This is a genomic window from Anabaena sp. FACHB-595 (assembly GCF_048568275.1).
GTDB lineage: Bacteria > Cyanobacteriota > Cyanobacteriia > Cyanobacteriales > Nostocaceae > Trichormus.
In genome coordinates, this window is the sequence record NZ_CP183473.1 from 3,272,105 (window position 1) to 3,296,362 (window position 24,258).

Sequence of the window (24,258 nt, forward strand, 5' to 3'; positions counted from 1 at the left end):
CAATGGCAGAATGCCATAAAAAAATAAAAAAAATAATTAAAAGTTAATTCGGGGTTATAGCTCAGTTGGTAGAGCACTTCAATGGCATTGAAGGGGTCAGCGGTTCGAATCCGCTTAACTCCATTTGTACATTAAATATTTATTGTCAGTTTTAAAGAATTATTGTCCAATTTTACCCTGTGAAGAGACATGAATTGCGTGTTTCCTTGACTTTCAGCAGTTAATTCAGTTTCAAAGAATTATTGTCCAAAGTTGAAACCAGTTTTAAAGAATTATTGTCCAAAAAGTAAGTTGGAAGGTTTAAGCAGGAAAAATCCAGTAATTTAAGCGACGCAAGTGTCAGTTAAATACACAGTTGCTTTTAGTACCAAAGTCTATAGTTTAGTTTTGGCTAAACAGCCGACCACAATATAAACAATCTAAAAGTCACCCTGCTTTAGGCTTAAAGCTTATAACTTTACGCGATGTGCGACTTATTGTTTCGTTACACAAGTTCGGTGTATGAACGATTGAAAAGAAAATTCCCACAATCCGCACTGGAGCGAGAAAATCGTTACCAGTGAATGGAATGCGGGAAAAATGTTTTCTATTGAAGAGTTTATCATTGCCGTATTTTGCTGTGTTGACGACGTGCTGATGGAAATCACCCAGATATACCCAATCAAGAGACGAGGTTTTGCTCCGAGTTTAAGGGAGAGTGAAGTTTTAACAATGGAAGTAGTGGCAGAGTTTTTGGGAATAGATGCTGACAAAGACATTTGGAAATACTTTCACCGTCACTGGTTAGGGCTATTTCCTCAGTTAAAGAGTCGCTATGCTTTTATTCGTCAAGCAGCTAATTGTTGGCAGTACAAGGAACTCATACAACAAAAATTAGCACAGTATTTAGGAGCATACTCTGATCAACTTCATTTGATTGATGGATTACCAATACCTTTGTGTGGCTTGAGTCGCGCTCCCAACTGCCGAAGTTTTAAATCCCTTGCAGATTATGGTTTTTGTGCTGCTAAAAAACAGACGTACTATGGGTTTCATGGGCATTTAATCGTTAGTGGCACAGGAGTTATTAGTGGGTTTACCCTGACTCCGGCAAATGGCAGTGAACGGGACGCACTTTGGGATTTAATCACGCGAATTAAAGGTTTATTAATCGGAGATAAGGGCTATTTAAGTCAGTTCTTGTCAGGAGAACTTAAAGAAGTGGGTATTACTTTACAAACCCCTTTGCGTTCTAATATGTCTGACTCTCGTAGCCGATCTTCAGTGCGATTAATGCAACGCTTTCGTCGCCTAATTGAAACAGTAATTGGTCAATTAGTTGAGAGATTTCATATAGAGAAGATTCGAGCGAGAGATATGTGGCATCTTACCAGTCGGCTCAATCGCAAGATTTTAGCTCATACCGTCTGTTTCTGGCTTAATCGCCACAATTGTGACCCTCTTCAGTTCGACGATCTTGTTACAGAATATTAAGTCGCACATGGCGTGATTTTTGGTTATCTAGGTTTTGGCGGATGCCTTCAGAGACGGAAACGGTGCTGCGTTTAAGTTCGAGTACACCGATCGCAATACCATTAACATAAAGTACGATATCTGGGCGTTTGGTGTTTTCGCCTTTGACTGTGACTTCTTCGGCGATCGCAAAATCATTTTCTAGGGGTTTTTCCCAGTTGATCAGCCAAACGGTTTGGGTGTTCTCGCCAACTTCTTCTTTGACATTAACCCCATAGCGCAGGAGGCTATAAACTTGTTTGTTGATGTCATAAAGGCTTTTGCTTTGATCGCCTGCGACTTTGTTGAGTTCATACAAGGCTTTGGTGATCAGGCTGTTGCTGTAGCCTTGTTTGTCGCGTAGGAAGGTGCTGAGGATTTCCGTTTCGATGTTGCTGTTGTTAGGTCGGTCGTGCCAATCACCCAGATAGCGATATTTTAATTGTTGCTGGAATAGTTGCACAATGCGGTTTTGGGTTTGGCGTTCGCGTTGTCCGACCTTGCTCATAGCAACTCTCTCACTGTGATAATCACGGATTTACTCAGCTTTAAATATGACACTGTTAATCAAACTATGTCATCTCTATTTGTGTCATCCGTGAATTTTCTGTCTAGCTTAATGTTTGTAACCAGGAAGTACCTGTGAGATTGGTATCGACTGTAGCTAAGGTCAACTGGTGGTGAACTGCGGTAGCAGCAATAAAGCGATCGCCTGGGTCTTGATGTGGTAGCTGAATCTGACGGCTTAAAATAGCGATGTGGCGGTTAAGTGGAGCTTCACGAATTTCTAGGGTATTTAAGGCTAAATCGACCCATGCAACTGGATTAGGCTGTAAAGATATTCGTCCTTTTTCTGCTAAAAGTAGCGTTTCCCAGATACTAATTGGACTGAGCCAAAGTTCGGTTGTTGTTGCTGCAATAGTGGTTTGAAGCCCAGGAGATAGGCGTTCGTTACCCAGCAAATACCAAAGCCAGATGTGGGTATCAAGTAATAGCTTCACTGGAGTGCTTCCCATGTGGCAGCAGGGATTACTGGAGCAATTACGTCTCCCAATATTTCGCCGCTACCCTTCATTGCGCCAAATGCTGGGCGTTGGGGTTGAGGGGTGGCGGGATAGATAATGACTAAGGGTTCCCCGTCATGGGTGACGGTTACGGGTGTTTTAGTGCGTTGTATTTCTGCAAATATTTGTTGCAGGGTTTCAGGCAGTTCGCTGGTAGCAATGTGTTCCATAGTAAGGTTTAGCTTTTGTTCTTGCTTCTATTCTAGAGATTGGCGGTTGAAAACTCTAACGTTGATCAAGAACTGCAAATTAGTCTCGTTTTTCCGGTGAGAAGTTCTTGCATCATGCCCTGTTTTATGGCTTTGTATTTATCGCGCTTTTGTTCTAAGGCTGCGATTTCTGTATCCATGTCGCTGAGGATTTGGGCGATCGCTTTTTGTTCAGGGAGAGAAGAGACGGGAATTTTAAATTTACTAATCCCTTTTACAGTTAATTGTGGTTGTGCGCTTCCAAATACAGCCCTATCAATCTGAGTTTGGAAAAGATGTGATTTCAAAAAACTATAAAGATAACTATTGTCTAAATTCTTATCTTCACTTCTTAAAATTACCATTCCCGAATTTATCCGAATATTTTCAAAGGGGACAGAATAATCAAAAAATGCAATATTACCTACAGTCCCACGAGTTGTTAACACCACATCTTTTTTACATAGCTTTCCATTTCCTAATAAATTATCTTTTTCCTTTGTTATAAAAGTACAATCCGAAAACTTAAACCCTCCTTTTGTGACATTTTTGGCACTTAAAAACAAGCAATATCCATTGTCAAAAAGCTCATCATTGCTTGGATAATTATCTCCTCTATCTCCATCTACCACTTTTAGAACTTGCTCAAATTCCTCCACCTCCCACTCGCCACTAAAACCCGGCAAGCGTTTCTCTCCCGTGAGGAGTTGCTGCATCGTGCCTTGCTTGGTGTTGTGCTTTTTGGCGATGATGCGATCGCACTCTGTAATCAGGGCATCGACATCACTGAGGGATTGGGCGATCGCTTCTTGTTCTTCTATTGTTGGAGGGATAGGAATTGAAATTTCACCTATTTGTTTTAGAGACAGAAACGGTTGCGCTCCTCCACTTAGAAGCTGATTGGTAATTCTAAATTTATTAAGAGAAAGACAATAATTTAAATAAGAACCGATTAAATTATTCTTATCAGGTTTTAATAATGCAACATTTTTAAGGCTAAATTCATATTCAACATCGATTAGTGCAGTTGTAGCTACTCCTGCACCGATGTTTACCATAAGCACATCATTCTTTTCTGGATTACATCGTTTGTAAATACTTTCATGTATACTTTGGGGCAAATAATAGCAATTATTGAAATCAATAAAACCCTCTTTCACATGAATAGCAGTTAAAAATGGTATTCCTTGAGCAAGTGGTTTTGGTGTATCGTGAGTTCCGTCTGTAATTTTATTACAACATTCTACTAACTTTCTTATCTTCCAATCATTAGGTACGATTCCAAACTCTGTTTTTTGATAGCTTTCAGGAAAATTTGTTTTCATAACCACACAATCCCCATCTGCTGAAGATGCCCCTCAACCTTAGTCGTCAACTCATCCACCCGACTCGTCAACTCCGGTAAAGGTGTATCATACCGTTCAGCCAATTCCTGAATTCGCTGCGCCAACCGTTGCGAAATCTGATCCATCTCAGAAGCGATCGCCTGTCTTAACGTCTGCATCCACTTATCATCAACTACTAGGTTTTTAATTTCATCCTCTGTTAATTCCTGATATTTTTTTAACACCTGATTATGTAAAGATTGGGTAGCCTCTCTAATTTCTTTATTAAGTTCCGCTTCTGACTCAATCAATTTCAAATAAGACTTTAGAACTTTCAACTCATCCGCATCCGCAAAAAGAGGATTTTTCTGAATTTCCTTAATCCGAAGATTAATGTTCGCTTTAGTGATTTTCCCACTATCGTTAGTGACTTCCTCCAGCAAACCATCATCACCGCCATGTTCTTCTTGCAGTTCTTCCTGCTGGCGAACAATTTCATCTTTTTTCGTTTCCAAAGTTGCGATCGCCGCCTGTTCAGTTTGAAAATAGCGATTAATCATCAACTCCTTCGGAATCAGTTCGCAGACATAATCTGTTACTACACCTTTCTTATTCGTCACCGCTTTCAGTTCTGCCTTCCAGCCATCCTCAACCAAAATATAAACATCATCTTTCATACTTTCCACCCAATAAGTCATTAGGTGCTGGTAAACATCGTATTTATCAATCAGACTTTTACCCGTAAACCCTTGCAGCAAGTCTTCCGAGAGCGCGTAAATAATCGCCTTGGGCTTATCTCCCGGCTGGATGGCTTTCAGCAAAGGCGTGTGTTTCCCTTGCCACGTCTCAAAAACCGCTTGAATGTCTTTCCCATAGCTGATAAATTCAGGATGGGCAAAAATACAAGCTTTGACTTCTGAGCCTGGAATTTTGAGCATCAGGTATCCTGGGCGATCGGCCGCCTCAAATAATTCCTGTTGCAGCGTCGGGTAAACCTGCCAGTAATCGCTCAAAGCCTCAATATCTCGCTTGGGTATCCCCCCCAACAGATGCGCCTCAATATCCTGAATATCTTCCTCTTCCTGAGAGTCGATATAGCGCGGAATATTCAGGTTGTACTCATTCCCCGCAATTTCCTCAACTGGAACCATCCGCGAATACTTCGCCACCTCAAGCTGTTTGTTGAAGACATCAACAATCTTATGAATGTCCTGCTCCCGCAGACGGTTTTTATTGCCGTCTTTAACAAATCCCTTGCTGGCATCAATCATAAAAATGCCTTGGCGATTCTCGGCATCTTCTTTGTCTAACACAATAATGCAGGCTGGTATCCCTGTGCCATAAAACAAGTTCGGCGGTAGCCCAATAATCCCTTTAATAATGCCCTTACTAATCAGATTTTTCCGAATTTCTGCCTCCGCATTCCCCCGAAACAGCACCCCATGCGGTAGAATAATCGCTCCTTTGCCATTACTTTTCAGAGAGCGAACCATGTGCAGCAAAAAAGCATAGTCCCCATTTTTAGCTGGAGGAATCCCATAGTTATCAAACCGTTGAAACTCATCCTTGGCTAGATCAAGTCCATTACTCCAAGCCTTGGAGGAAAAGGGAGGATTAGCCACAGCAAAATCAAAAGTTTTCAGGCTACCATCCGCATCTTTGAAGTAAGGACTTGATAAAGTATTATCCTGCCAAATCTCAGCAGTAGGGTGTCCGTGCAGGATCATGTTCATCCGAGCCAAGGCGCGGGTAGCGTTGTCCATCTCTTGCCCGTAGATAGTTAAGCCCCGTTCCGCTTCATCCGCCGACTTTAACAACAGAGAACCACTACCACAAGTCGGGTCATAAATCGTCTGACTCTGGCTTTGGGCTGAATTAACCCCAATAACTTGAGAGATGACACGGGAAACTTCCGCCGGAGTATAAAATTGACCCTTGCTTTTACCTGATTGTGTCGCAAAGTTCCGCATCAGTTACTCATAGGCATCGCCTAAAATATCATCACCATCAGCACGATTCTTACTAAAATTCAAAGCAGGGGTTTCAAAAATCGCCACCAAGTTGGAAAGCCTATCCTGCATTTCCTTACCCTTACCCAGCTTGTCGGCATTATTGAAATCAGCGACATCAATGACACCCTTTAAATCATTGGCTTCGGCTAAATTGGTAATAATTTTGTTGATACCATCCCCGATATCTTTCTGTCCTTTTAGCGCCACAATATCCTGAAATCCGCCACCTTCAGGCACTTCAATCAGCACATCTGCGACACCAGCGTATTTATCAGATACATATTTAACGAACAATAAAACCAGTACATAATCCTTATACTGCGAGGCATCCATACCACCCCGCAGTTCATCACAGCTTTTCCATAACGAACTATATAGTTCACTTTTCTTAATTGCCATTTCGTGTAGCCTTTAAAAGACCTCCCCCGATCAACTTTGCCAGACGTTCTCAAGCCCGTCTGACACTTTGCCTTGAAGTTTTTACATCGTGCAAAGAACCAATAACATACCACGCACAAGAACTTAGCTCATGTAGTGGCTGAGGATATATCGTATACCAGGAATGCTCAAATTGGCGTAAATACAACAGCTACATATTATTGCGGCGGATTTTGCTTCTCTCGCTCCTCAACAGCCTTACTCACAATCCGCACAACCAGATTACTGATGGGACGGTCTTCTTCCTGCGCCCATCTCACCAAAGCATCGTGGATATCTTTGGGGAAATATATCGAAGTTTGCACGCGATCGCTCTGGCTCATCAACAATAAAACGATTTGTAATCAAATCAAAAACGATTTGTAGTCCAACCATCATACCTTCACAACCTTGCTACAGGGCTAAATAAAGTTTAACAATGTGTGGCAATGTTTATATGTTAGATTAGAAACATTGCCGAACATTAATAAAACGTGTGGCAATGTTTAATGCCTTTAGCTATTACCTCGAAAGTTCACGCTATGTGCGGCTTCAGCAATATTAATGAGTTTGCATTGATGAAGAACTTCCCAAATCTACAAAGTCATCAGCAGATTTGAGAAGTTGCTGCAAAAGTACCGAGATTTTTGTATGGCGATCGCGTCAAGTGCGATCGTTGCCTAGTGAAGGTAAATAGGTGATTGATTTTAGTCACACAAATAGAAAAGGGTGTATTTGCTGGAGATATTGTCACTATGAGCCGCGATCGTAAAAAGGGTTCCAAGAGTCCAAGCCTAAGAACTATACGATGTCATCTGCATACCAAAGAAGATGTACTTCGTAAAGTATGGGAAGAAATGACTCAAAAAAATACTCCTTTAATTGTTGAATTGCTGAAGAGTGTGAGCGAACAACCAGAATTTGAAACTAATAAAGAAAACGGAAAAATAACGAAGAAAGAAATCACAAACTTACGTAAATCTCTGACTCAAGATTCAGGTCGCCTTTACTCATCGGTGGACAACTTAGTGCAAGAAGTTTATTCAGCATGGCTGACTTTATACCAAAAAAGAAAAAAGCAGAAAGAAGGCAAAGAGTATTTTCTCAACAATATACTCAAAAGTGACATCGAGCTTGTAGAAGAGAGTAATTGTGATTTACAAATTCTACGGGCTAAAGCACAGGAAATCATTTCTAATCCACAAGATATTCTCAGGCAAATTACTATTGATAATCCCAAGGATAAACCTACTAAATCTATTCAAAAACGAGTTAGAAAAAACATTAATGCTTCAAATAGTGATACAGCAAAAAATAATATTTTAAATTCTCAAGAAAAAACTACAGAAGAAAACATATCAAAAAGCGTAATAGAGATTTTATACGAAATTCACAAAACAACACAGGATACAATAATACGCTGTGCTGTTACTTACCTGATAAAGAACTATACTAAAATTAGTGATACAGAAGAAGATTTAAACAAATTAAAAGAGCGTCGTGCCGAGAAAGAAATAGAAATTAAACGCTTGGAGAAGCAGATTCAAGATAGTCGATTACCTAATGGTAGAGATATCACTGGAGCCAGATATCTTGAGGCATTTGATAAGTTAATAAATCAAGTGCCTAAAAATAATGAAGAGTTTGCAAATTGGATAGCTGACGCATCGAGAAAAATATCAAATTTGCCATATCCAATAGATTATTTATACAGTGATTTAACTTGGTATAAAAATCAAGATGGAAAGATTTTTGTATACTTTAATGGTTGGTCTAAGTATCACTTTCAAATTTGTTGTAATAAACGCCAGCGTCATTTTTTTGAAAGGTTCCTAGAAGACCATAAGGCTTGGAAAGAGAGCGAGAAAGGAGAAGTAAAACTCTCAGGAAGCCTGGTGACACTACGCTGTGTACAGTTGTTATGGCAACAAGGTGAAGGCAAGGGTGAACCTTGGAAAGTTAACAAATTATCTTTACATTGTACATATGATACTCGTTTATGGACAGCAGAAGGTACTGAAGAGGCGAGAAAAGAAAAGATAAATAAAATACAAAGACAAGTTGAACAAGCAGAAGAGACTGAAAATCTAGATGAACAGCAACAAAAACAATTGAAGAAAAATAAATCTTCATTGTCTCGACTGAATAATTCTTTCAATCGTCCTATTCAGCCAATTTACCAAGGTCTATCTAACATGATTGTTGGCGTTAGTTTTCATCCAGTGGAATTAGCAACAGTTGCTGTAGTTGATACAACCACTCAAAAAGTCATAGCCTATAAGACAATCAACGAGTTACTAGATAATGCTTTTCATCTATTAAGCCGTATGCGACGACAACAAATACATTTCCGTAAAGAGAGGAAAAAAGCTCAGAAAAAAGATTCGCCTTGTAATCTAGGGGAATCAAAACTAGGGGAATATGTGGATAAATTACTAGCAAAGAGAATAGTGGAAGTCGCTAAGGAATATCAGGCTATTTGCATTGTCCTACCCAAATTAAAAGATATGAAGGAAATTCGCACCAGTGTAATTCAAGCAAAAGCTGAAACCAAGTTTCCAGGTAATGTCAATGCACAAAAATTATATGTCAAGGAATATAATCGCCAGGTACATAATTGGAGTTACAACAGACTTCAAGAATCCATAAAGTCAAAAGCTGCTGAATTGAAAATTAGTATTGAATTTGGTATTCAGCTATCTTATGACACTCTGCAAGCACAAGCGAGGGATTTAGCATTGTCTGCCTATCAATGCAGGATTCATACTATTGATAGATAAAATTTCCCCCTAAAGATTGTATTATTTTAAATATTAAATCGGTGCCATCTATTATGATGCGACAGTATCACCCCTTTGTGTAGATACTGTAAGAATGGGTTAGAGACCATTTATAAAGTAAATCTTTAGACGACTAGACGACGTAGCATAATACGAGTCATAACGGCATATATGGCAGCCTCACTCATTTCTGGGAGACGCTCATAATCCTTACTGAGACGACGGTACTGGTTTAACCTGCCAAATGTTCTTTCTACTACCCACCGTTTGGGCAAAACCTGAAATTCTTGATTAGTACGCCGGATTACCTCAACATGAGCTTGAATCATCAGCCAAACAGAGAGCGCAAATTTATCACCGTCATAGCCGGAATCAACCCAGATGACTTCAACTTTTTCCAGTAATTCTGGACGCTCTTCTAACAGTTCCATCAAAGTATAGGCGGCAAGTAATCTTTCTCCAGCATTTGCTTCACTTACAACCACTTTTAACAAAAGTCCCAGACTATCAACCAAAGTTTGCCGCTTTCGTCCTTTTACCTTCTTGCCACCATCAAAACCGTACACATCCCCCTTTTTTCAGTCGTTTTTACCGACTGGCTGTCTGCCGCGATCGCCGTGGGTTGAGTTGACTTCCCCATTTTTTGACGAACTTGATCGCGCAAAGTATGATTCATTTGCTCCCAGATACCTCGTTTTTGCCATTTACGATAGTAGCTGTAAACAGTTGAACTAGGAGGAAAATCCCCTGGAAGCATATCCCACTGACAACCTGTTTTCAGATGGTAGTAGATAGCGTTGCATACTTCTCGCATATCAGTTGTTCGGGGATGCCCACCGCATTTAGCGGGTGGAATCAAAGGAGCTAAAATTGCCCATTCTGAGTCATTAAGGTCTGTAGAATAAGACTTTCGTCTCATTGTTTCCTATGTAAATACACTCTACAAACAGTATCTTATCGCTGCCTTTTTATCTGATGGCTCTCCTTTAGATTTACTTTATAAATAGCCTCTTAGTTTAACGCTTGGATAAGCGTATTCTTTCTGGCCCTGGTGGCTGCCAACTCTACCTGTGCGATCATCTAAGTGTTTGTTAGCAGTAATTGCTTGGGTAAGTAAATGCTGCTTTTAGATGAGAAAGGACTCGCACCGAGACGCATGGGAAGTATAAGGTGTTAGGGTTTCAAACAGCCCAGAACCTTAGCTCTTGACATCAAACTCTTTTAGCTTGGTGTTGGGTGCCAGAGCGGCCTGTATGATCTAAATCTTCGATTTTGATTTTACAGTGACTTTCTACCTCTTACTTTACGCGATGTGCGACTTATTGTTTCGTTACACAATTGAGGTGTATGAACGATTGAAAAGAAAATTCCCACAATCCGCACTGGAGCGAGAAAATCGTTACCAGTGAATGGAATGCGGGAAAAATGTTTTCTATTGAAGAGTTTATCATTGCCGTATTTTGCTGTGTTGACGACGTGCGGATGGAAATCACCCAGATATACCCAATCAAGAGACGAGGTTTTGCTCCGAGTTTAAGGGAGAGTGAAGTTTTAACAATGGAAGTAGTGGCAGAGTTTTTGGGAATAGATGCTGACAAAGACATTTGGAAATACTTTCACCGTCACTGGTTAGGGCTATTTCCTCAGTTAAAGAGTCGCTATGCTTTTATTCGTCAAGCAGCTAATTGTTGGCAGTACAAGGAACTCATACAACAAAAATTAGCACAGTATTTAGGAGCATACTCTGATCAACTTCATTTGATTGATGGATTACCAATACCTTTGTGTGGCTTGAGTCGCGCTCCCAACTGCCGAAGTTTTAAATCCCTTGCAGATTATGGTTTTTGTGCTGCTAAAAAACAGACGTACTATGGGTTTCATGGGCATTTAATCGTTAGTGGCACAGGAGTTATTAGTGGGTTTACCCTGACTCCGGCAAATGGCAGTGAACGGGACGCACTTTGGGATTTAATCACGCGAATTAAAGGTTTATTAATCGGAGATAAGGGCTATTTAAGTCAGTTCTTGTCAGGAGAACTTAAAGAAGTGGGTATTACTTTACAAACCCCTTTGCGTTCTAATATGTCTGACTCTCGTAGCCGATCTTCAGTGCGATTAATGCAACGCTTTCGTCGCCTAATTGAAACAGTAATTGGTCAATTAGTTGAGAGATTTCATATAGAGAAGATTCGAGCGAGAGATATGTGGCATCTTACCAGTCGGCTCAATCGCAAGATTTTAGCTCATACCGTCTGTTTCTGGCTTAATCGCCACAATTGTGACCCTCTTCAGTTCGACGATCTTGTTACAGAATATTAAGTCGCACATGGCGTAACACTAGTAATTTAATAATTAACTGAAAATAATTATTTCATGGTAATATACTAAACTCGTTAAAATAAAAAGTGATTTATTAGGATAGTATTAATCTTTTAAAAAAGATGTAAAACGTTCAACAAATTATGCAGGGTTCTATCATTGGCAGCTTCCGTAAATATTACAGAGAAATTAGGGGGGTTATAGATTTATTTGAAAGTGTAGGAATTTTTATTCTTTCTCCCACAAAATCACAAGTTATAAACCCAGATGAGGAATTTGTATTACTTGAAAGTGATGACTTAAACTACTCTCCTGTGGAAATACAACTCATAGCTTTTCATAGAATCTTAAGATCAAGTTTTGTGTATACATTTTGTCCTAACGGTTATATTGGACGTACTACGGCATATGAAATAGGACGAGTTGTAGAACGTAAAATAAAATTATTTTTCAGTGAAGCTCCAAAAGATTTACCTATTTTTTTGCCACAAAATTCTATTTGGAGTCCAAAAGATTTTAGTAAATATTTCTTAACTAATGGAAAATTACCTGAAACTTTAGAGGCTGGAAGTAAAACACTTTCAGAAAAGTTACATAATGATTTATTCTTAGGAAAGTATCAAGATTAAATTAGGTACATAATTTATAGGTGTTAGTATGGAAAAAAAACATATTGTAATATGCGGTAGTATGTCTAATTATGAGGAAATGTTAAAATACCAAAACATTTTAATAAAAAATAACATTCCTTGTCTAGTTCCTGAAAATGAGGGAGAACTAATCAAACACCTTTCAAGAGATGAATTTAATGAGTTCAAAAGAAAAGTCTCAAAAAGGCATTTTGAAGAAATTATCAATAATAATGTTTTTGCAATTTTAGTAGTCAATCCTACCAAAAATTATATTCCTAATTATATAGGTGCTAATACCTTTGCAGAGATTGCTATAGCATTTTATAAACAAAGGCAAATATTCCTTCTCTATGATATATATGAGGGTTTCAAAGATGAATTGATTGCTTGGGATATAAAACCACTTCAAGGAAATATTAATTCATTAATAGAACAATACAATTCCTGTATTTACTCTAAAACTAAATAACTCAGTTTCCCAAAAAATCTGATTAGACAAAGTAAACAAATGAATGATAGGCAAGATACTGCTACACTTTTTGGATAATGAATTAATCACTTTATTTGGTATCAAACAATCAGGGAAAATTTCTAAAAAAATATATCAAGAACTTCGCTTGTCTACTAGATTAGCCTTCCTTCTATGTTCAGACAAGGTTGTCATTCCTGCATCAAACTATTTTGAATCACCTTTTGCCAAAAAAATTCTTGATGAACTACAAGAATTTAGCGAATTTGGTTATCTTGGTCTCATTTCTAGTTCAATGAATGTTTTAGAGTTTGTTGAAAAAAAGAAGGAGCAATATTCAACCGATAGAAATCGTTATCCCATATACTTTAAATCTCTTGAATCACAGTCTAGTCTTTCTATTTCTGCTACATGGATACCCCGCAATAAAAGTGCTACAGAAGACATTACACAAAACTGGATTACTAATATAGATAATAGTAGTATTTGGAAAAAGTTTTGGTTCTTCCGGTAGTTTTATGGTGTTTATTAGAATTGACTTGATTTTAATAACTTATAATTTAGTGATATCAATGCCTATAAGATAGATTACATAGGCATTTAGTAAATATCAAGCATAGTTAAAGAACTCTAAAATTATCATCTATATTATAATATAGTAAAGTTTTAGGCGATCGCTATGAAGTTTCCAGTAGAACAAATCCTGAATCTTCCCGATATGAAAGTATTAGATTTTCAAGAACTTGAAGGTGAAGAAATAATTATAACGATAGAAAAAAGTGTGAACTATTCGACTTGTCCTTGGTGCGGTCAAATGACTCACAGTATACATCAAAATCACTGGCGAATAATTCATGATTTACCGTGGAATAAAAAACCAGTGTTATTAAAAATAAATCGTCGGCAATTTAAATGTCATAAGTGTAAAAAAGTATTTAGCGAACAACTAGACTTTGTAGATAAAAGTAAAGGATATACTAAAAGATTAGCGACCGACATAGTTCAACAAGTATTAAATAGTAATATCCGGAGTGTTGCCCAAAGAAATGGATTAAGTGATGAAGAAGTAGAATCAATGTTAAAAAAGCAAGTCTCGCACATATTAAACATTAACCTAAGTCAGGTAAAAAAGTTAGGTATAGATGAAATAGCTTTAGTTAAAGGAAAAGGAAACTACTTAGCAATATTAGTGGATTTAGATACTCATAAACCAATTGAGATAGTGCAATCAAGACGAATAGAAGATATTCGTGAAGTACTTGTCAGTTGGGGAGTTGAGATACTTAATCAAATTGAAGAAGTGAGCATTGACCTCTGGTTGCCTTATAAAAATTTAGTAGAAGAGTTAATGCCAAATGCTAATATAACTGCTGATAGATTTCATGTAATGAAACAAGTAAATGACGAATTAGATACTATGCGTAAAGCTGAAAATAAAGCAGCTATATCGCTAGATAATAAATCAGAAAAAGAGCGAATATTAGAGGCATTGAATAAGAGTAAATATGCGATTATTAAAAATGAAGACTCTCTAAATGAAAAGCAAAGAGAAAAATTAAAATCTGTGCAAGAGGTGTCGCCAAATCTCGCCAAAATGCACTCACTTAAAGAACAATTTCGAGATATATTTGAAACAACTAAATCCTGGGGAGATAGTATAATAAAACTATTGGATTGGATGTATGATGCACTTTCATATTTCCCGAAAAGTATAGGTACAATAGTTAGATGGTTTGGTGAAATAGTCGGTTATTTTGACGGAAGAACCACAAGTGGTGCTGTAGAAGGAATTAATAATAAACTCAAGTTAATTAAAAGACTTGGATATGGCTTTCGTAACTTTACCAATTTCAGATTACGCAGTTTGTTAAACTGGCATTTTACTATTAATTCTCCATAAAATTAACTGAAGAACCAGAAAGATTTAAAGATGTTAAAGTTTGTTTAATACATCAACATCCTCTTGTGCAAAATTGTCCTTGCTGTCATCGCCAACTACTTTGGTTAGACTGGCAATCCAGTTTAGGCTATTGTTAACACTAGTTAGGAACACATTATACTACTCCAGTAGTTACTCAGAAAAGATCGATAGTCTGAAAGTTTATATCCCATACCAGCATGAACCGCTTCTGCTCCATGCTCAAAAAACCCACTACTTTCTGTGAAGTGATAAAAAAGTTTAACTCAAGCTATTGTAGGGTGGGAATCTGGCCCACCCATGTTATGCAAGGTAAATGTCTAACAGCTTAGGAGCGCACTCACGAAAAAATTAGCATCCGGCGTAGCATCTGGCTAAGCCATAGTTTCAAGCACACACAATCAAACGCAAATTTATAGATTTTTAATTTACAATTTTTAGTCAATTAATGCCTAGCATTTCAACTTATGGTCACTTAATACTTGTTGATAGGTTTTTCTGCTGCGATCGCCATAACTAAAGAATGAACATTTCAAAGTCCATCTTGGTCAACTATTGGTTGTCACTTTGGACAACTAATGGTTGTTGTCGCAATGTGTAAAGTCACAAACTATTGGTTGTCAGTTTGGACAACTTATGATTGTTGTAGCAAAAGGTTTGTTCTCAGTATACCTAGCAAGATTCAAGTACGATTTCTATAGTATTTGTAATTCATACTTAAGAATTGACCAATTACCAATTACCATTAACTTGTTGAATTGGAATTTCAATCCAAAATTCTGTACCTGAACCTAGTTGAGAATCACATTTGAAAACCCCACCATGTCTATCTACTACAATTTTGTAACTAATAGACAAACCCAAACCTGTACCCTTACCCACTGGCTTTGTAGTAAAGAATGGATCGCATATTCTGAGTCTCAAATCCTCTGGTATGCCAGGGCCATTATCCATAATCCGAATTACTATGCTTTGAATACTGTCTCTAATTTGACCAAAGCTAGTAGAGATGATAATTTCACCATTATGATTTGGCGATTTTGTTTCCTTACAATCTTCTAGAGCATCAATGGCGTTACTCAAAACATTCATAAATACTTGATTCATCTGTCCGGCGTAGCATTCTACCAAGGGAATCTCAGCGTATTTTTTGGTAAGTTTAATCCCCGCAGTTTCCGGCTTGGCCTTCAAGCGGTGTTGCAAAATCAACAAGGTACTATCAATACCCTCATGAATATTTACGGCTTTCATTTCTGCTTCATCAAGGCGAGAGAAAGTCCGTAAAGACATAACAATTTGGCGGATGCGCTCGACACCAATTTGCATAGAGGAGAGAGTTTTGGGTAAATCTTTAGCTAAAAACTCTAGATCGATTTCGTCTGCTTGTTCTAGAATTTCTACACTAGGGTTGGGTAATTCTTGCTGATAAAGTTCCAGCATAGTGAGTAAATTTTGAGCATATTCACTTACATGGCTGAGATTTCCATAAATAAAGTTTACTGGATTATTAATTTCATGGGCTACTCCGGCTACTAATTGACCCAATGAAGACATTTTCTCTGTTTGGATGAGTTGAGTTTGGGTTTGTTGCAAATGGTGCAGCGCTTGAGTTAACTTTTGAGCCTGTTGCTGGGTTTGATTGAGTAGTTCAGCTTGTTGTAGTGCTATTCCTAGTTGGGCAGCAATTTGAGTCAGGAAGTTAACTTCTGAAGGTTTCCATTGACGGGGGCCAGAATGTTGATAAGTTGCTAGTAAACCCCACAGTTTTTGACCAACAAAGATAGGAGCCAAGACAAAAGCATAAATTTGAAATTGCTCTAGATTTTCAACATGACATTGAGTAAATCCCACTTTATAGATGTCATCTACGGCAAAAGTTTCATTGTAGCGATAGCGTCCTCCTTGTGTGTTTTGTAAGTAGGTGTCGTTCCAAACGGTATTAATACTTATTTTTGATTCATTTGACCAGTGAGGGCTAGTGGCTTCAAAATCACCAACAAATTCGCCACCCCATTCATTATCAAAGCGATATACAGAAACCCGATCCGCTTTAATTAATTGGCAAGCTTCTTTAGTAGTTATTTGAAAAATAGTGTTAGTATCTAGCGATTCACGAATCTTAGAAATTACACCAAACACTGCTTGTTGTTGTTCTGATGTATGGCGTAGTTCAAGAGTGCGTTTCTGGACTTGTTTTTCTAAGTTTTCGTTAAAGGCTTGTACTTGTTGATATAGTTCATACTGCTGAATGGCTGAGGCAAAGTGTTGACCGATTTCTTTTGCTAGTTCAATCTCTTCGCTTGTCCATTCTTGAGCTTGTGACTTTTTGGCATCACGCCATAAATTAAATGATACACGAGGAAACATTTGCCTCTGATCCTGATCAATGCGTCCGGCCCAGAGAGTTTCGGTATCTATCTCATTGCGGAAAATACTTAAATAACCTAGTAACTGCTGACGATATTCTAGAGGAATGATTAAAATGCCGCGAATTTTAGTTGGTTGAAAAACAGCTTGCAAGCTACGTAACGTGGAATCTTGATAAATATCAGCGATCGCCCAGATATCATGATGAGATGTGTAGTGTTCCTGCCAGACCCTATACTGTTCAATGAGCGGATAGATAGTTTGTTCTGGGGTGATAGGCTGTTGTCCACAGGTATAAAGTTGAACGCAGTTACTACCTGGAATTAAACACTCTGCTAAACTCCGAAGAACAACGTGTTGTGACTCAACAGCTTGATTTCTTAAACACAGCCTACCACCAACACCAGCAAAAGCCCCAACAGCTGCTTCTAAAGCTGGCTTTAAGACAATGGTGGGTAATGAGTGCAGTAGGGTAATAATGCGGTTAATGATGGCTTCTTTTTGGGCTTTTTTTCTGGCTTGGGTGAGGAGATGACTTTGGGCGATCGCTGCTGCAAGTTGATCTACAATCATCTGCATAGCTTCCAACTCATCCTCTGAAACCGTCCGGTTTTCGGAATGATGAGATACCAACAGTCCCCACAGTTCATCTTGGCAAAAAATAGGCGCGACTACCGAAGATTTCACACCCATTGCTGTTAAGTATTCCACATGACAAGAGTCTACAGGGCGGTAACAAATGTCTTCGGAAATTAATTCCCCCGTTTCTAAGTCATGCACAGGGCTTTGACCAATCATCCCCGTAGCAACATCAACTATAGAACGTACTTTAGACTTGACCAAAAGTTCCCTGGCTTGGGGTGGAATATCATCAGCCGGAAAATTCAAGCCCAGCAATGAGGGTAGACGATTTTCATAAATAGACTCAGCAATAACCTGACCGCTTCCATCTGGATGAAATTTATAAATCATCACTCGGTCAGTTCCCAAGAGAGCGCGCACCTCTGCCGTTGTCGCTGTGATAATATCCTCCAACTCCAAGGATTGACGAATCCGAGCCGTAATACGACGTAGTACACTTTCTTGATTGAGACTAACCTGAGAATTTGGTTTAGCGGTCGGTGACATTGCTTTTCTTTAAATTAAGTTCAGGAAAATCACGATATTCTTAACAAATATAAAAATATTTTTAAATTTTAAATATTACATTGTCTACAGTAAAAGTACGGTCAAAATATCATGAATAAAATCACGGGTTATTTATATAAATATTTATCCTCGGAAATTCACATATTTTATTAAGATAAGGCAAAGAAAAAAGCAAATTTAAGCGGAATAAATATATCTTAATTATTTACATACTAATTAGAATTAAAAATAGAAAAGACACGCTTAACATCGTGTCTTCTTTCAGGCATATTTCAGGATTTATCAGTATTGTGGTTGCTTTTATATCTCAACCATTTAAAGTTTCACGTTATCAGCAAAACGGATTTTTAAGTAATCATCTTCCATCTTTGCTCCTGATGGTTGCAATGCTGCCAAAGCCTGTGGTAGCACTAAATTGCGGCGATGATTACCAATAGTGATGTTTAATTCATCTCCAGTTTTACTGAGTTGAACTTGGTTTTTGGGAATCCCAGGTAAATACAATTCTAAACTGTATTGGTTATTTTCTTGCACCACTCTGACAGTGGTTTCTTTGTAATATACCTGAGTTGGATCTTCATCTTTATACAGGGTTTCTTTTAAGCGTTCTAAAGCCGCCAGACCACACATTTCCTCGGAAAAAAGTGGCACTTCCTTCACTGGTAAAGGATGGAAATTTTCATGAATTTCTTGACGGTATTCTTCCTGATTTTGTTTCCAGCGTTGGAAGAATGGATCTTGTACTTCCGCAGGGATAATGCGATTAGCCACAACTAAATCTGTGGCAACATTATACAAGCTTAAATATGCGTGAGCGCGTAAGGATTCCTTAATAACCATCTTCTCTGGGTTTGTAACAAGACGCACAGAAGTTTGTGTATTATCTGTTAATACTTTTTCCAGAGCTTCAATTTGTTCATAAAACTCATAAGGCGCATCCATCACCTCTTTATCTGGCAAGGAAAACCCAGCAATTGGTTTAAATATAGGTTCAACCAATGGACGCAACGCAACTGAGATATTTTGGAATGGTTTGTAAAAACGCCGCATATACCAGCCGCCCACTTCTGGTAAGCTCAAGAGGCGCAATGCTGTACCAGTAGGTGCAGAGTCGATAATTAATACATCAAAATCACCTTCATCATAGTGGCGCTTCATTCTCACTAAGCCAAAAATCTCATCCATGCCTGGTAGGATGGCTAATTCTTCCGCTTGCACTCCATCTAAACCCCTAGCTTGCAAAACTTGGGTAATGTAGCGCTTCACCGCACCCCAGTTTCCTTCTAGTTCTTGCAGTGCATCTAGTTCTGCACCCCACAAGTTGGGACGGATTTGTTTTGGTGCATGGCCTAGTTCCATGTCAAAACTGTCTGCTAATGAGTGAGCGGGGTCTGTACTCAAGACCAGTGTCCGATAGCCTAATTCTGCACACCGCAGCCCAGTTGCAGCAGCCACCGAGGTTTTACCTACGCCGCCTTTCCCTGTCATCAAGATTACTCGCATGGATGATTATGCCCTGCCTGAGAATTGTTTACATTTATTTACGTTATCTCTATTATCGATGGTTTGCAGGGAATAAGTGCAGTTTGAGTGGGTCTACTGTCAAGAAATCATTGGGTGTTGATGGGTGATGGGTAATTTAGCTCACGTACAGGCGAGGGGGCGCAGAAAAAGGATTAAGAGTGGGTTGGACTACTATCTTAATTTTTAAGTTACGAATTATTTATTGGCAATCAAATCTTACTAATTATTTACCTGGAAGAAATGTTGTTTGATGACATCGAAGGGGGAACATTGCCAATAATCAATATGAGAGACAATCAAACCCTTGGAGTTAAGACCTAGTTCACTCCAACCGGAGATGGAAATACGTGGCTTCCAAGGTACGGGAGTATTCCAACTCAGCGTCCATTCGGTTTTGATTTTGTCTTCTAAATGTTGAATATCATGCAAATCCATTTTGATATTTAAAAACCAAGTTTGCATGAAATTAATCATTTGTTTATAACGTGTAATCCCACGAAATTTATTTAGTGGGTCTTGAAAATAAACGTCTTCTGCATAAATGCTGTAAGTTTGATTCACGGGAAATCGCTGATAGTCTTGCTTAAGAATTTCAATAATTTTCATTCACGCATTACCAATTACCAATTATTTAGCTATTTACTTCATTCCACAACCGTTCTAACTGACGCTTCCAAGCTGCTAAAACTTCTTCTCTTGATTCTACAGTTTGGTTAATTTCTCCTAATAATCCTTCGGCGTAAAACCGTTCTAGGTTCTGCATTGTGGCTTCCAGAGATTGTCCTTGCTGTTTTGCGGCTTGCACAATTTGCCGGATGCGACTTTCAATCAGACGATTGAAGACATCATTTAAACCAGCTTCATATAAGGAAATCAGTCTAGCGATCGCACTACTCAAGTCATCTTTGGTCAAAGTACTGCTATTGTGTTGATAGACTGCCCATACCACGCCATCATACAAGGCGTAGCGGACTTCTTGAGTATCATCAAAGTTGGCTTCCAAAAACTGTGCTAAGAATGCTTGAGCTTCTTGCAATGGCACAATTGGTAGTAAAACTCGCAACCAACTGCTATCTTCCGACAGCAACACCAACAGTCTAAATGTAGATGTGTCTACTTGCCACGATCCAGGTGCGATCGCTTGTACATCTGCTGTACTAAATAATTCTGCCAGAGTTTGGGCAATTACTTCAGGTGTCATGGTCTTTTTTTGAGCTTTAGCCTCTAGCGTACCGCTTTCGCGTACAGAGGCGCATCAGTTTATTGGTTGAACTGTTGTACTGCTTGCTGGACAACTTCTAGCGGTAAATCTAATAATTGAGCGATCGCTTCTACACTCAACCCAAACTGTACCATACGAGGTATCGTTTCTAACTTAGCTTCCTGTTTACCTTCCTGTTTACCTTCCTGTTTCCCTTCTTCTAAAGCTTCTTGATAAACTCGGCTTTGTTTCAGTTCATTTAAACCCAACATAGCTTCTATCTCCTCGCGGCTTTTTTGCGGTAATTTGTAGACGATAATTGTCTCAATTAAGTTGATGAGGTCACGTTTAGCGGTTACATCCGTTAGCTGCTGCTTTGCTTGTGCTATCAACTGTCTTGCTAATACTGGTGCAGTTTCTTCAGTTTCAATTACTAGCTTAACAACTCCAACGCCCAAGGAAGTTTCTGCTACTTCTCCTAGCTCATCTAAGTAAATGCGTTTGACTCTGTTGAGTACAAGAATTTCATCAAAATGTATAGTCTGCTGTCTTTCGATACCGCGACTAGGATAAATTACCACCACTTGCCAAGGATAGGGAGGTTTGTATTGTTTTAAGTAGAGGAATAATTCTGCAAACAAACGGTAGTAAAAATCATCATCTGGTTGAAATTGGACTTCAACTATATAAAATGGTTTAGTAGAGTCGTTAATTTTTGGGAGAAACAAGCCATCCAGACGAAAAGCCAATTGTTTAACTTCGCGCGAGGTAAATTCGTAGATACTTGCTTCTTGTGGAGACTGGTTAATCAGTTCAAAGAAGATGTGGGGAAATTCTTGAAATAGACTGTAGAAGATTGTGTCAGTTTTCACGATTCAAGACTTAATTTGAGTTCTTATAAATCAAAAATACCGAACCAATAGGGCCGGGATTTTCTACATAAATTTTCTTGTTGTAATACAATCCGGGTGACATCCCACCATCAAATAAAATTCCCTCTTGAATCTTCCCTAAACAGTTCTGGCGGGAAATACCTTCTAAAACATCATCAAATTTATCTGGTGTTAATTCTTGATTATTTGAATTTATTTCAATATTAGAGTTAGCTTTTATATCATTTACTAATAAAATGACATAGCCTTTATTGGTAATAGCTGCCATAGAACGATTTGTAGATTGCTTACAGGCGAATTCACCTAAATCTTGACAAATATCTTTAAATTTACCCTGGCGATAAAATCTCCCGTTACCCCCCTACTAAGTTGTAATTCAATATATTAATCTCTCTCCTTCCCGCTTGAATTGTCGCTTTCCGTTCCTGTGGTTTACCGCCAGAAATGCCAAAGGAAGAACGTTTATTCTTAAAATCTCCTGAATACTCTACTCCACGAGAAATATTTAACCCTTGGGGTTTATTTTCAGGATCTATATAGTCGGCGTTAATTGCGGCTATTGGTCTTCGGCCATTTAATGTAGAGTTGCTATCAGAAATTAGTTCGTTAAATTGTTTTGGGATATATTCTCGGCGAATTTTCCCTCTAGCATCTTTTGTATATAACTGATGAGATAAACCAAGATTAACTTTAAAATCTAAGTTTGCTGATCTGGGATTAAAAATAATTACATGATTAATGCCTTTAGCAAATTTTTCACCACGATTATTTGTCTGAAAAAATTCCATACTAAATTGAGCATTTTCTCCAGGACAAACTTTGGCAGCTTTTGGTGCTGAACTAGCATCGATTTTTTTACAACCAGACAATAAGCTGACAGCACCGATAAATACAGATAAAGCAATGAGTTTTTGGAGATACATATAAAATAAAAATCCGCTACAGCATGACTATAGCGGTTAATAATTCAAAATTTCAATTGTGAGTAAACAGACTTTAAAGGCTTGATATCATTATCAATTTAAAATTATTCCGCCTTTTGTGTCCTAATTTCTTAAGCCAGCCACTCTACAACAGCTTCTTCTTTGGTGTTGGTGTTACGAGATGGGGTTTCACGGTTAAACTTCATGTGAATTGAGCGTGTTTGCTCACCATCAGCCGCCACAGCCAGGATAGGATAGTCGATTAAGCCATCTTGGAAAGACATCTGGAAGCGGAATGTACCATCTGGATTCAGTTTGATGGGACGACCGCCAATTGTCACGGTAGCATCGGGTTCTGTTGCACCGTAGACAATCAACTCAGCATCAGCAATTAACCAGAACTGGCGAGGACGTACTGGGATAGCGGAGGCGGAGAAGCCGACACCAGACATTCCCACGCCGGACATATTTAAGCCCGATGTGGTGGGAACTGCCCACATACCTACACCAGAGGGGAAGATATAAGAACTGATAGCTTGTTCGGGACGCACGGAACCAGCAACGTGTTGTTGAGAACCGAACAGAGAACCTGCAACCCGTTGGGCTTCGGCTGATTCTGCCAAGCCAAAGATGTGGTCGTAGATGGGGTTGCTGCCATTTGCACCAGCAGCCACAGTAGGTGCTTTCTTCGCTGGGGGAACTAATTCGTACAGTGTCTTACCGCGTAGGTCTTCTTCAAAGTTGACGCTGATGAACACATCTTCAATCCAGTCAGAAGGATAGACTGGGGGAATGTGGACGCGAGCGGAACGAGCTAAGACTAACCAACGACCATCTACTGCACGATAACCGATATCGAGTACATAATCGCGATCGCTCACGGGAATAGGAAGGTACCATTCTCTTGCTAGTTCATCCGCAGGATATTCTTGGATACTGTGGGGGCTTTGGTACTCCAGATTAACATCAGTAACGTCGTAAATCCGCAGGGCTAGTTGTTGCCCCCCTTGGCGGCGCAATTCTTCTTTATGATCGTTAGGAATATCCCAGTAAGCATAAGCCCACTGAGGATCGCGTGGTAGAAGGACAATCCGGCTGTCACCGTAACCACCAGGTAGGTCTGCTAGTCCTTCATCAACATCAGCCAGAGAGCCACCAGTACGATCTTCTTGTCCTAATTCAAATTTCGCGGCTTCCACGGTTTCCTGTGCCTCCAGTGAACGAGATGGGTTAAGCAAAGCTTTATTTCGCTGGACTTCTTGAATTGCTGCCAGCAGTTGTGATTTACGCATTCGGCTGTAGCGAGAGATGCTGAATTCGCTGGCAACTCTTCGTAGTTGCCTTAATGTCATCTCTTCTAGCGGTGGGCGTTCTTTCGCCATGTGTTTGGCCTCCAGTAGTTTGAAAGGTAAATGATTTCCCCTGGTTATAGAATGCTTGATAAAAGATCATCCTTTCCAGATGAATTTCTTATTCCTGACTCCTGGTTTTGCTAAGTGTGTGTTTTTAGTCTTTTGTTAAAAGAGGGGACACTCCCTTTCAACTCCTTATTCGTGCCAAAATCAGCACTTTAGGATTGGAGGAGT

At 39.0% G+C, this 24,258-nt stretch carries 22 protein-coding genes, 1 tRNA gene and 1 pseudogene; 8 read left to right on the forward strand and 16 right to left on the reverse strand.

Annotated elements, in window-relative coordinates:
* The first annotated feature begins 50 nt into the window (after nt 1-50).
* Together ACN222_RS13395 and ACN222_RS13400 are read left to right on the forward strand one after the other, a co-directional pair.
* A tRNA-Ala gene (locus ACN222_RS13395) sits at nt 51-123 on the forward strand.
* A gap of 456 nt (nt 124-579) precedes the next feature.
* The gene (locus tag ACN222_RS13400; protein WP_010995738.1) at nt 580-1,473 is read left to right on the forward strand and encodes an IS982-like element ISNsp1 family transposase; all 894 of its coding nucleotides are present in this window, start codon (nt 580-582) and stop codon (nt 1,471-1,473) included.
* On the opposite strand, the gene ACN222_RS13405 is transcribed toward ACN222_RS13400, so the two are convergent.
* The 8 genes from ACN222_RS13405 to ACN222_RS13440 all read right to left on the reverse strand — a co-directional run bounded on the left by ACN222_RS13405 (nt 1,460) and on the right by ACN222_RS13440 (nt 7,251).
* Nucleotides 1,460-1,999: a type I restriction endonuclease gene (locus ACN222_RS13405; RefSeq protein ID WP_010996839.1), complete on the reverse strand. Its 540-nt coding sequence runs from the start codon at nt 1,997-1,999 to the stop codon at nt 1,460-1,462. The genes ACN222_RS13400 and ACN222_RS13405 overlap by 14 nt on opposite strands.
* A gap of 103 nt (nt 2,000-2,102) precedes the next feature.
* Nucleotides 2,103-2,492 (reverse strand): type II toxin-antitoxin system VapC family toxin, encoded by a 390-nt coding sequence (locus tag ACN222_RS13410; RefSeq protein ID WP_010996840.1) that lies wholly within the window; start codon nt 2,490-2,492, stop codon nt 2,103-2,105.
* Nucleotides 2,489-2,725, reverse strand: coding sequence for a type II toxin-antitoxin system Phd/YefM family antitoxin (locus ACN222_RS13415; protein WP_010996841.1), 237 nt, complete (start codon nt 2,723-2,725; stop codon nt 2,489-2,491). The genes ACN222_RS13410 and ACN222_RS13415 overlap by 4 nt, the downstream gene beginning before the upstream one ends.
* A 65-nt stretch (nt 2,726-2,790) precedes the next feature.
* Entirely contained in the window at nt 2,791-4,068 is a 1,278-nt protein-coding gene (locus tag ACN222_RS13420) for a restriction endonuclease subunit S (RefSeq protein ID WP_049942447.1), read from the reverse strand.
* Nucleotides 4,065-6,038, reverse strand: a complete 1,974-nt coding sequence (locus tag ACN222_RS13425; RefSeq protein WP_199315966.1) for an N-6 DNA methylase — start codon at nt 6,036-6,038, stop codon at nt 4,065-4,067. The genes ACN222_RS13420 and ACN222_RS13425 overlap by 4 nt, the downstream gene beginning before the upstream one ends.
* A 3-nt stretch (nt 6,039-6,041) precedes the next feature.
* A complete protein-coding gene (locus tag ACN222_RS13430) occupies nt 6,042-6,479 on the reverse strand; it encodes a type I restriction-modification system subunit M N-terminal domain-containing protein (RefSeq protein ID WP_010996844.1) in 438 nt (145 codons plus the stop codon).
* A gap of 197 nt (nt 6,480-6,676) precedes the next feature.
* Nucleotides 6,677-6,823, reverse strand: a complete 147-nt coding sequence (locus tag ACN222_RS13435; protein WP_158303715.1) for a ribbon-helix-helix domain-containing protein — start codon at nt 6,821-6,823, stop codon at nt 6,677-6,679.
* A gap of 281 nt (nt 6,824-7,104) precedes the next feature.
* On the reverse strand, nt 7,105-7,251 hold the full coding sequence (locus ACN222_RS13440) for a hypothetical protein (protein WP_158303716.1): 147 nt from the start codon (nt 7,249-7,251) through the stop codon (nt 7,105-7,107).
* Between the two features lies 1 nt (nt 7,252).
* On the opposite strand from ACN222_RS13440, the gene cas12k reads away from it, so the two are divergent.
* Complete coding sequence (cas12k, locus tag ACN222_RS13445; protein WP_010996846.1) at nt 7,253-9,277, forward strand: type V CRISPR-associated protein Cas12k; 2,025 nt, start codon at nt 7,253-7,255, stop codon at nt 9,275-9,277.
* Between the two features lie 125 nt (nt 9,278-9,402).
* Here cas12k and ACN222_RS13450 read toward each other — a convergent pair.
* Nucleotides 9,403-10,196, reverse strand: a protein-coding gene (locus ACN222_RS13450) for an IS5 family transposase (protein ID WP_419756859.1) whose coding sequence is annotated in 2 segments (ribosomal slippage) — nt 9,403-9,857 and nt 9,857-10,196 — 795 coding nt in all. Because the reading frame shifts where the segments join, the coding sequence is not laid out codon by codon here.
* 506 nt (nt 10,197-10,702) lie between these two features.
* Here ACN222_RS13450 and ACN222_RS13455 point away from each other — a divergent pair.
* The 5 genes from ACN222_RS13455 (at nt 10,703) to ACN222_RS13475 (ending at nt 14,597) form a co-directional block, all read left to right on the forward strand.
* Nucleotides 10,703-11,596 carry an IS982-like element ISNsp1 family transposase gene (locus tag ACN222_RS13455; RefSeq protein ID WP_010996820.1) on the forward strand — a complete coding sequence of 298 codons (894 nt, stop codon included), beginning with the start codon at nt 10,703-10,705 and terminating at the stop codon, nt 11,594-11,596.
* Between the two features lie 143 nt (nt 11,597-11,739).
* Nucleotides 11,740-12,225: a hypothetical protein gene (locus tag ACN222_RS13460; protein ID WP_010996848.1), complete on the forward strand. Its 486-nt coding sequence runs from the start codon at nt 11,740-11,742 to the stop codon at nt 12,223-12,225.
* A gap of 28 nt (nt 12,226-12,253) precedes the next feature.
* On the forward strand, nt 12,254-12,697 hold the full coding sequence (locus ACN222_RS13465) for a hypothetical protein (RefSeq protein ID WP_010996849.1): 444 nt from the start codon (nt 12,254-12,256) through the stop codon (nt 12,695-12,697).
* Between the two features lie 70 nt (nt 12,698-12,767).
* Entirely contained in the window at nt 12,768-13,211 is a 444-nt protein-coding gene (locus tag ACN222_RS13470; RefSeq protein ID WP_126987825.1) for a hypothetical protein, read from the forward strand.
* Nucleotides 13,212-13,376: 165 nt separating this feature from the next.
* On the forward strand, nt 13,377-14,597 hold the full coding sequence (locus ACN222_RS13475) for an ISL3 family transposase (RefSeq protein ID WP_010996851.1): 1,221 nt from the start codon (nt 13,377-13,379) through the stop codon (nt 14,595-14,597).
* A gap of 750 nt (nt 14,598-15,347) precedes the next feature.
* On the opposite strand, the gene ACN222_RS13480 is transcribed toward ACN222_RS13475, so the two are convergent.
* The 7 genes and pseudogenes from ACN222_RS13480 to ACN222_RS13510 form a co-directional block, all read right to left on the reverse strand.
* Nucleotides 15,348-18,110 carry a GAF domain-containing protein gene (locus ACN222_RS13480; RefSeq protein WP_419756860.1) on the reverse strand — a complete coding sequence of 921 codons (2,763 nt, stop codon included), beginning with the start codon at nt 18,108-18,110 and terminating at the stop codon, nt 15,348-15,350.
* 336 nt (nt 18,111-18,446) lie between these two features.
* Entirely contained in the window at nt 18,447-19,634 is a 1,188-nt protein-coding gene (locus ACN222_RS13485; RefSeq protein WP_010996853.1) for a TRC40/GET3/ArsA family transport-energizing ATPase, read from the reverse strand.
* A 240-nt stretch (nt 19,635-19,874) separates the two neighbouring features.
* Nucleotides 19,875-20,261 carry a DUF2358 domain-containing protein gene (locus tag ACN222_RS13490; RefSeq protein WP_010996854.1) on the reverse strand — a complete coding sequence of 129 codons (387 nt, stop codon included), beginning with the start codon at nt 20,259-20,261 and terminating at the stop codon, nt 19,875-19,877.
* A 25-nt stretch (nt 20,262-20,286) separates the two neighbouring features.
* Nucleotides 20,287-20,856 (reverse strand): hypothetical protein, encoded by a 570-nt coding sequence (locus ACN222_RS13495; RefSeq protein WP_010996855.1) that lies wholly within the window; start codon nt 20,854-20,856, stop codon nt 20,287-20,289.
* A 59-nt stretch (nt 20,857-20,915) separates the two neighbouring features.
* The gene (locus ACN222_RS13500; protein ID WP_010996856.1) at nt 20,916-21,728 is read right to left on the reverse strand and encodes an Rpn family recombination-promoting nuclease/putative transposase; all 813 of its coding nucleotides are present in this window, start codon (nt 21,726-21,728) and stop codon (nt 20,916-20,918) included.
* 10 nt (nt 21,729-21,738) lie between these two features.
* Nucleotides 21,739-22,672, reverse strand: a pseudogene (locus ACN222_RS13505) (phosphodiester glycosidase family protein).
* Between the two features lie 131 nt (nt 22,673-22,803).
* Nucleotides 22,804-24,054, reverse strand: a complete 1,251-nt coding sequence (locus ACN222_RS13510; RefSeq protein ID WP_010996858.1) for a DUF4912 domain-containing protein — start codon at nt 24,052-24,054, stop codon at nt 22,804-22,806.
* Nucleotides 24,055-24,258: the final 204 nt, after the last annotated feature.

Coding starts and splice junctions, on each gene's coding strand:
- ACN222_RS13400 (WP_010995738.1), top strand. CDS start 580: ATGTTTTCTATTGAAGAGTTTATCATTGCCGTATTTTGCTGTGTTGAC.
- ACN222_RS13405 (WP_010996839.1), bottom strand. CDS start 1,999: ATGAGCAAGGTCGGACAACGCGAACGCCAAACCCAAAACCGCATTGTG.
- ACN222_RS13415 (WP_010996841.1), bottom strand. CDS start 2,725: ATGGAACACATTGCTACCAGCGAACTGCCTGAAACCCTGCAACAAATA.
- ACN222_RS13420 (WP_049942447.1), bottom strand. CDS start 4,068: ATGAAAACAAATTTTCCTGAAAGCTATCAAAAAACAGAGTTTGGAATC.
- ACN222_RS13425 (WP_199315966.1), bottom strand. CDS start 6,038: ATGCGGAACTTTGCGACACAATCAGGTAAAAGCAAGGGTCAATTTTAT.
- ACN222_RS13430 (WP_010996844.1), bottom strand. CDS start 6,479: ATGGCAATTAAGAAAAGTGAACTATATAGTTCGTTATGGAAAAGCTGT.
- cas12k (WP_010996846.1), top strand. CDS start 7,253: ATGAGCCGCGATCGTAAAAAGGGTTCCAAGAGTCCAAGCCTAAGAACT.
- ACN222_RS13455 (WP_010996820.1), top strand. CDS start 10,703: ATGTTTTCTATTGAAGAGTTTATCATTGCCGTATTTTGCTGTGTTGAC.
- ACN222_RS13460 (WP_010996848.1), top strand. CDS start 11,740: ATGCAGGGTTCTATCATTGGCAGCTTCCGTAAATATTACAGAGAAATT.
- ACN222_RS13465 (WP_010996849.1), top strand. CDS start 12,254: ATGGAAAAAAAACATATTGTAATATGCGGTAGTATGTCTAATTATGAG.
- ACN222_RS13475 (WP_010996851.1), top strand. CDS start 13,377: ATGAAGTTTCCAGTAGAACAAATCCTGAATCTTCCCGATATGAAAGTA.
- ACN222_RS13480 (WP_419756860.1), bottom strand. CDS start 18,110: ATGTCACCGACCGCTAAACCAAATTCTCAGGTTAGTCTCAATCAAGAA.
- ACN222_RS13485 (WP_010996853.1), bottom strand. CDS start 19,634: ATGCGAGTAATCTTGATGACAGGGAAAGGCGGCGTAGGTAAAACCTCG.
- ACN222_RS13490 (WP_010996854.1), bottom strand. CDS start 20,261: ATGAAAATTATTGAAATTCTTAAGCAAGACTATCAGCGATTTCCCGTG.
- ACN222_RS13495 (WP_010996855.1), bottom strand. CDS start 20,856: ATGACACCTGAAGTAATTGCCCAAACTCTGGCAGAATTATTTAGTACA.
- ACN222_RS13510 (WP_010996858.1), bottom strand. CDS start 24,054: ATGGCGAAAGAACGCCCACCGCTAGAAGAGATGACATTAAGGCAACTA.